Origin of the sequence: Pseudoclavibacter sp. VKM Ac-2867 (assembly GCF_015351275.1) — a bacterium.
Lineage (GTDB): Bacteria > Actinomycetota > Actinomycetes > Actinomycetales > Microbacteriaceae > Pseudoclavibacter.
In genome coordinates this window covers 147,284-154,329 of sequence record NZ_JADKSL010000010.1, presented here as the reverse complement: position 1 = coordinate 154,329, position 7,046 = coordinate 147,284, and the positions used below count along the sequence as shown (strand labels likewise).

Annotated in this window: 8 protein-coding genes; 6 read left to right on the top strand and 2 right to left on the bottom strand. The window is 66.9% G+C overall.

Going from position 1 to position 7,046, the window contains the following annotated elements; all coding sequences use genetic code 11:
- Positions 1–328 precede the first annotated feature (328 nt).
- Positions 329–508, bottom strand: a complete 180-nt coding sequence (locus ITJ67_RS20445; RefSeq protein WP_416362321.1) for a DUF6176 family protein — start codon at positions 506–508, stop codon at positions 329–331.
- Between the two features lie 202 nt (positions 509–710).
- Between ITJ67_RS20445 and ITJ67_RS11850 the strand changes: the two genes are divergently transcribed.
- The 6 genes from ITJ67_RS11850 to ITJ67_RS11825 all read left to right on the top strand — a co-directional run bounded on the left by ITJ67_RS11850 (position 711) and on the right by ITJ67_RS11825 (position 6,649).
- Positions 711–1,223 (top strand): hypothetical protein, encoded by a 513-nt coding sequence (locus ITJ67_RS11850; protein ID WP_194677754.1) that lies wholly within the window; start codon positions 711–713, stop codon positions 1,221–1,223.
- Entirely contained in the window at positions 1,220–3,361 is a 2,142-nt protein-coding gene (locus ITJ67_RS11845) for a DEAD/DEAH box helicase (RefSeq protein ID WP_194677753.1), read from the top strand. The genes ITJ67_RS11850 and ITJ67_RS11845 overlap by 4 nt, the downstream gene beginning before the upstream one ends.
- A gap of 144 nt (positions 3,362–3,505) precedes the next feature.
- Entirely contained in the window at positions 3,506–4,279 is a 774-nt protein-coding gene (locus tag ITJ67_RS11840) for a hypothetical protein (protein ID WP_194677752.1), read from the top strand.
- Positions 4,276–5,130 (top strand): hypothetical protein, encoded by an 855-nt coding sequence (locus ITJ67_RS11835; protein ID WP_194677751.1) that lies wholly within the window; start codon positions 4,276–4,278, stop codon positions 5,128–5,130. Before ITJ67_RS11840 ends, ITJ67_RS11835 begins: the two co-directional genes overlap by 4 nt.
- Before the next feature lie 2 nt (positions 5,131–5,132).
- The gene (locus tag ITJ67_RS11830) at positions 5,133–6,011 is read left to right on the top strand and encodes a hypothetical protein (RefSeq protein WP_194677750.1); all 879 of its coding nucleotides are present in this window, start codon (positions 5,133–5,135) and stop codon (positions 6,009–6,011) included.
- A complete protein-coding gene (locus ITJ67_RS11825) occupies positions 6,008–6,649 on the top strand; it encodes a hypothetical protein (RefSeq protein WP_194677749.1) in 642 nt (213 codons plus the stop codon). Before ITJ67_RS11830 ends, ITJ67_RS11825 begins: the two co-directional genes overlap by 4 nt.
- A gap of 9 nt (positions 6,650–6,658) precedes the next feature.
- On the opposite strand, the gene ITJ67_RS11820 is transcribed toward ITJ67_RS11825, so the two are convergent.
- Positions 6,659–6,940: a hypothetical protein gene (locus tag ITJ67_RS11820; protein WP_194677748.1), complete on the bottom strand. Its 282-nt coding sequence runs from the start codon at positions 6,938–6,940 to the stop codon at positions 6,659–6,661.
- Between the last annotated feature and the right edge of the window lie 106 nt (positions 6,941–7,046).

The window sequence follows — 7,046 nt, the reverse complement described above, 5'->3', positions numbered from 1 at the left end:
CGCTGCAACCACCCGCGCAACGTGTCAGCAGGGATCCCGAGCTGCTGTCCGACCCTCGTGCAGGCGCCACGGCTTCCACCTGGCTGCTCGCGAGACTCCAGCACGAGCCGCACCGCTCGTTCCTTCAGCTCCGGCGGGTATCTCCGATTGCTTGCCGTCATGGTTCCGTCCCCTTTCCAGGGAGTCAGGAACCTCCAATAAACCCGGGGCGATTCGGTGCTTCACTCGACGGTTGCATCTCGCGTGGACGGCGTCAACAGGGTTTGATTCGTCGAGGCCGCCGCCTTCTTCGCCCATGAGCTGTAAGTGGTACATCCAGACCGACCCATCACCTCCCGGTGACGAACGTGGCCTCGAACGCCGACCGCTCAGCCGGAAGCGTTTGGACGCATTCCTCATCCCGGTCCGTGAGCACCGCCATCCATTCGGACAACTCATCTTCCTTGTTTTCCTGGATCGGGGCGCGGCTGCGCTGCAGCCGGAGTCCCGCCGGAACAGTCGGAGGCATCGTAGGGCCCTCGAAATCTTGCGGTTGGGCCCGGAAGGTATTAGCTGGCACTGATCCATCAACCATGAATCAAACCTGCCGCATCTCCTCTTCATGAGCTTCCCATCACTGATGTCCGGCCAGACCGTGCAGCCTATCCGCGTGTCATCGAGACGCGGGCACGTCCCCGAAGCACGCACACCGGCTCCCCGCATAGGAGGGCATGGTCAGAACTGCGAAACCTCCGAAGTCGATCGAGATCCGCGACAACGACACCCTGCCCGACGTCGTGCGCGCCACCCACATCGCGTTCCTCATCCTCAAGGGCACGAAGGTCGGGTCCTGGAAGCACCTCGTCACCAACACTGAGGCGATCGCGAAGGTGCGGCTCACGCCCGACCAGCAGGCGTGCCTGGACCGGAACCTGAGCGTGGTCTCGCTCATCTCCGTGGACCCGCAGCGGATCGTTGCGGTGTGTGCGGACTGCGGGCAGGTGTCGTTCCTCGGGCGCACTCAGGACGGGAAGGCGCAGGCCGCCCCGTCGAAGTGCATCCTCACGCGCGGCTGCGTCGGCAAGCCCATCAAGACCCCGCTGACCTCGAAAGCGAAGCCGAAACACGAATCAGCGACGGGGCCCGAAGAGCCAGAGCGCGTGCCGGCACCTGCCGAGGCGGCACCGCTGACGATCGTCCAGCCTGAACTCGAGCTCGGCATCCCTGCGGGAGTCCCGGCGTGACCACGACGTTGATGTCCACACGAGTCGGGACGGTCGAGCTGACCGGGTCCATCACGCAACCCGAACTCCGACTCCGCGTGCCCCTGGACGCGCCGCTGCCGCTCGATGGGAGCCGCACCTTCCAAGGCTGGGTGAAGGGTCTGCCCGGCCGGGCCTACGACCGGTCGACGCGGTCGTGGACGATCACGGGGCTCGGCTTCGAGCATCCCAGCGAGGAGCTCGCGAAGCTCGGCCTGTGGATCGACTACCCGCAGAACGGGCCCCTCGTCGGCTACTCCCTCGAGGACCTGACCGCGCCCATGGCTCGGCACGCGCCCGACGGGTTTGGTCTGCACATCCGCCCTCGCCTCCTCGGCAAAGACCTCGCCGGCGACCTCCTCGGCTGGGGCGCCGTCTGGAACAAGGACGAGGAATGGTTCGAGCTCCCGCACACCGACGCGACCGTGCGCGGCACCCTCCGAACCGGCGTCGTGTGGCCCGCCGACACCCTCGAAAAATCCTTCGCCGCCCGCGCTCCACTCCCAGTCACCGGATTCGAGGCGTTCGCGGCAGCGCTCGGCAGCGCGCCCGACTTCGCCGCGCTCGGGGGAACTGAGGCGCTCAAGGAATGGCTGTCGTTTATCCCCGACTGGTTCAGGATGGACCTCTTCGAGTACCAGACGCTCGGTGTCCTCTCCATCGCGCTCGGGCACCGCCTCCTCGCTGATGACATGGGACTCGGGAAGACGAGCCAGGCTCTCGCGGTCGCCGCCGTCCTCGGCGCTGAGCGGATGCTCGTCACCTGCCCGTCCGTCGTCACGGGCGCGTGGAAGGGCGAAGCCGACAAGGTCGGGATCCTCGTCAACGGGGCGATGGACGGCGGCACAACGCTCGTCGTCAACCCGAAGAAGATGAAGCGCGACAAGCCACTCGAGCTGCCCGAAAAGGGCCTCGTCGTCGTCCCCGACTCCACGCTCGTCGCCCGTCCGGAACTCGTCGAGCAGCTGCGGGCATGGGCGCCAGACCTGTTCGTCTACGACGAAGCGCACCGGGCGAAGACGCTCGGCTCGAAGCGCGGCACCGCCGCTCTCAAGCTCGCATCGTCCTCCAAGCGCACCATCCCCGCGACCGGCACACCCATGTTCGCGTCGCCGTCGGAGATCGCCGCTCTCCTGGAAATGGTCGGGATGCTCGGCCCGCTGTTCGGGAGCCGGGATGAGTTCCTCAAGCGCTACTGCACTCAGGATCCGTTCGGCCGATTCCGCCCCCGCCGCGGCGCCCTCGAAGACCTCGGCAACCAAATGCGCGCGCACGTGTGGGTGCGGCGCATGAAGACCGACGTCCTCAAGCAGCTGCCCGGCAAGTTCCGCAACGCCGTCGCCCTGGAAGTGCCGCTCGCCGAGTACCGCCGTGCGCACAAAGACATCGCCGAGAAGATCCAGGGGTGGGTCGACAAGGTCGTCTCCGAGACGGGGGATGCTCCAACGGACGAGATGGTCGCGGAGTATTCGAAGGGCGTCATCCGGTTCGTCTCCAAGCTCCGCGTCGCCGCGGGCCTCACCAAGATCGACGCCGCCGCTGAGTACGTGCGACTACACGACACCGCCCCCGACGAGGACGAGCTTCACACGCGCCCACTCATCGTCTGGTTCTGGCACCGGGAGGTCGGCGCCTCGCTCCGCGAGAGCTTCACCAAAGACGGGCGTCCGTTCGCGGTCATCGACGCCGACACGAAGTTCGAGGTCAAGGACCAGATCGTGGCTGACTTCCAAGCCGGGTCGACCGCGATTCTGCTCGCGTCCATCCCCGTCGCGAACGCCGGCATCACCCTCACCCGAGCGCAAGACATGGTCTTCGCTGAACAGGACTGGACGCCGGCGATCCTCAGCCAGGCCGAGGACAGGGCACACCGCATCGGCCAGACCGAAAACGTCCTCGCCACCTCACTCATCGCGCTCGGCACCCTCGACGAGCACATCCAACGATCGCTCGAGAAGAAGGGCCACACACTCGGCGCGGTCTACCAGACGGACAGCAACGTCGCCGTGCTCGACAACAGCAACGACGACCTCATGAGCGCCGCCGACGTCATCCAGCAGATGGTGGACGAGCTCATCACGAAGCAGCGCCGGAAACCACGAGCTCGCGCGGCCGCGTGAAACTCCGCCGCACACAGTCCCGGTGAACACCGGACCAGAGGAGCACCACGCATTACCACCGCAGACGATCGCCGCGAGCAAGCGCGAGGCAACGGCGTCGGCCAGGCTGGCCAGTTCGGACACCAGCAGCACAGCGCACCAGCCGTGCTCGACACCGGCGATGAGACCCCGCCCCTGGCGGACGTGCCGACACCGACGGTGTGGGTCGGGCTCACGCACTACAACGCTCGGGGCAAGGTGACGGGCTACTCCGAGGACGAACGTGTCAATCCGGAGGTGGTTCGCCCGATCCTCGACTCCTGGCCGATCGCCGCCGTCGAGGAGCTCGGTTCCGACGATCCGGAAGAGGCCTTCGAACAGTTGGCCGGCGCGATCGCCGCGGGCGGACGGGTCTCGTGGAAACCGGGCGAGCGCGTTTCGGCGTCGGCGACTCCAGACACTGCCGAACTCACCACGTACATCGCCGCACGCAAGGCCGATGAAGCACGCCGCGGCGCTGGGACGGTCGAGTCCGAGCGCGTCCTCGCCGCCGTCGAAGCGACCTCGCTCGACCTCGCGAAGCACGCCGGCCGGTACCAGGCCCAGGTCGGCGCCACCGCGGCGTCTATCGCTCGCCAGCTGCACCCGGATGCGAAGGAAGTGCTCGTCGGCACGAACGACCTGACGGGCGAGTACACGCTCGTCGGTGTCCGAGGTCGCGACGGCGCAGTGTCGACCGACCGAATCCCGGGAGACGACCGACTCGAATCATGCCTGCAGGAGATGCCCTGGGACAGCCCCCAGTGGCTCACCTTCATCGACGAAGACGAAGCGGACGCCGACCTCCGCGACGAGCACGGCGCCGCATACACCCTCGACATCACTGAAGTCCACACCGACGCGAACGCCCGCCTTTACGAGATGGAGAACCCCGCATGACCATCAGCAACGACGCCACGCAGCGCCGCGAAGCATCCCGCGGCAACGGCACCACCGGCGGCCAGTTCGGGCACCAGCAGCACTCGGCACCGGCTCCGCTCGTCATCCCCGAGCCCGGTGATGGGCTCCTGGCGAAGGCCCGCGCGAACCGGGAGATCGACCTCACCGACGACGTGCGAGGCTTCGACGACGAACGCATCTCGACGATGACCCTGATGAAGTACGACCCGGCCGACATGGATTCGACGCTCGTCCTCAACTACAACGAGAACCCGAACTGGGACAAGCGGTTCACGCATGAGCAGTTGCAGAAGCATGACCTGCTCATCGTGGACGCGTACTCCGACTGGTTCGACGCGGACGTGGACGACTTCGAGTACCAGGAGGACGGAGACTCGAACCTGAGCCTGTCCCTCGCTTCGAGGATTCCCGACGCCGAGCTCTCCGAAGCAACCGTTGGCCAGACCGCGTGGAACCTGCACGCCCGGTTCGCGAACGAGACCGACCCCGGCACGTTCGGGAGCGAGTACATCGGCACGGAAATCGACCGGCGCATCGAGACCGCCGAGAACCGAAACATCCGCACCGGCATCCACGAGTGGACGCACAACCGAGGGCACGCCGGCGTGGGCATCACCTACCGCGAAAAGGCCGCGTACTTCCGTGGCGGCGACCACCTCATCAAGATCGACCGCGACGGCGCCCACTGGCGGGCACACATCCCACTCGAGCTCAACAACACCCGCGGGCGCGAGTTCGACCAGGCCGAAGCCGACGGCCAGTACGCGTGGACCCGTCACCTGCCCGCCGAGACCGCCGCCCGCACCAACGGCATCACCGAAGGAGCATGACCATGACGAACATCAGCCAAGCCGCTCAAGCCCAGCGGGACGCCGCCCGTGGCAACGGCGTCGCCCACGCCGGCCAGTTCGGACACCAGGCCCACACAGCTCCCGGAACGTCCGAGGCTGAGCCTGCGCACGCAATTCCCGTGCCGGTCATGACCGAGCTCATCGACCCCGCGGACATCGAAGCCGGCGACCAGCTCGACATGTCCCGGCTCGCAGCGGCGTACCTCGAGCGCAACCCGGAAGACGACGACCTCGTCGAGGACTTCGAGCTCAACTTCCAGCGCGGGCCCCGCACCGTCTCCGTGGTCACACACAACGACGGCGAGGTCTACGTGATGTTCGCTGACACCGACGAGTCCAAGAGCGCCCGATGGGACTTCCGCCCAGGCCACTCTCCGCGGAATCCCGACCGGGCACCGGCGCGAGTTCTCAACGTCGCCGAGGAGACCGCGATTGAGCAGAAGCGGGAAGCGCTCTACCAGCGTTCCCAGGGCTTCTGGCGCCGCCGCAGCGAGCTCGAGCACGAAGCCGCAGTGACCGCAGCGAGCCTGGTGCGCATGTCCGTCCCCGACGCGAAAGCCGTCCACGTCCTCCGAGACGAACACGACGGACAATTCCGCTTCGGCACGCTCGAGCTCCGCGACGGAACCTTCGTGCCGTTCGACGACCTCCAAGAGCGACCCGACCACGAGGAGATGTCGTCAGGCGTGAACGCGATCCTCGGCGAGATGGACCGCGGCGAGCCCGAATGGCTCTGGAGGAATGCCACCGACAAAGACGATCCCGACTACGTCGATTTCACCGCGCGTGGACTTGACGAGCACCCGTACCAGCTCGACATCGCCCTCACCCTCGAAACTGGAACGGACGACGACGCATGACCTCAACCGCAGACGCACGACGCGAGCAGGCGCGAGGCAACGGCGTGGGCCACGCCGGCCAAGTCGGCCATCAGGCCCACTCGGCACCTGGCTCGTTCGATCCCGGCACGACGGCCCCACCCGCCGAAGCCCCGTCGAGCGTGAACGCCTGGGCGGAAACTCTCGCCGAGAAGCTCCGCGCCGACAAGTCCAACGACTGGTCGGAGGAGCTCGCGCAGCTCGACGCGGCCCGCGCGCACGAAGGCACGAAAGAAGGCGCCGGCGACAAGGCGCAGGAGTCGTTCAGGAACCTCTTGGAGGTCGACCCCGCCGAGGGATACGCGACGTACCAAGGGTTCGAGCACGACATCAAGAGCGCCGAGTACCCCCGGTTGGCATTCCGCCCAGCCGACCCGGACGACGAGGAGTCCTACGCGGCGTTCATCGACCCCTACACCGGTGCAGAGTGCGAGATCCGCGCCGTCGACATCGCGGAGCGCTGGACAACGTTCGACGGCTTCGAGTACGTCGAGATCGACCCCGACGATCCGTCCATCGGTTTCGACTACGACGGCGAGGCGGAGTTCGAAGGGCTCGTCTACCAGTCCGAGAACTCAGACAAGCCCGTGCGACTCCCGGAAGGGTGGCGGGAGCGGTAGCGGTCACGCTCATTCGGCGGTTCGGCGGCGCTTCCTGGCAACGCTCGCCACAATCCAAGTGCCGACCGCCGCAGTGGTAGCCGCGACGACAAGCCAGAACCTGGCCGCATCAGAGACCGAAACGAGGTCGGCTCCGGACCCGCGGCCAGGCATGCGGACGAGGGCATCTGCGCCGACGCTCGCGCCATAGATTGCGAAGGCAGCGCCCGCCGCTGCGAAGAGGATGACTGGAATTGCCAGTGAGATCGCGAGCAGCCACGGAAACGACCTTGGGGTCTCGCTCTCTGTCATAGCAGCCCACGTTATCGCTCATCTGTTCGCCGCACCCGTGGTCCGTGGGCGACGCGCGAGGTGTCTTCCCGGCCGTGGGTCCCGGCGCGCATAGGACAGGGGCACG

Excerpts from the sequence above, each read along its gene's own strand:
- ITJ67_RS20445 (WP_416362321.1), bottom strand. The coding sequence starts at position 508 with ATGCCTCCGACTGTTCCGGCGGGACTCCGGCTGCAGCGCAGCCGCGCC.
- ITJ67_RS11850 (WP_194677754.1), top strand. The coding sequence starts at position 711 with ATGGTCAGAACTGCGAAACCTCCGAAGTCGATCGAGATCCGCGACAAC.
- ITJ67_RS11835 (WP_194677751.1), top strand. The coding sequence starts at position 4,276 with ATGACCATCAGCAACGACGCCACGCAGCGCCGCGAAGCATCCCGCGGC.
- ITJ67_RS11830 (WP_194677750.1), top strand. The coding sequence starts at position 5,133 with ATGACGAACATCAGCCAAGCCGCTCAAGCCCAGCGGGACGCCGCCCGT.
- ITJ67_RS11825 (WP_194677749.1), top strand. The coding sequence starts at position 6,008 with ATGACCTCAACCGCAGACGCACGACGCGAGCAGGCGCGAGGCAACGGC.
- ITJ67_RS11820 (WP_194677748.1), bottom strand. The coding sequence starts at position 6,940 with ATGACAGAGAGCGAGACCCCAAGGTCGTTTCCGTGGCTGCTCGCGATC.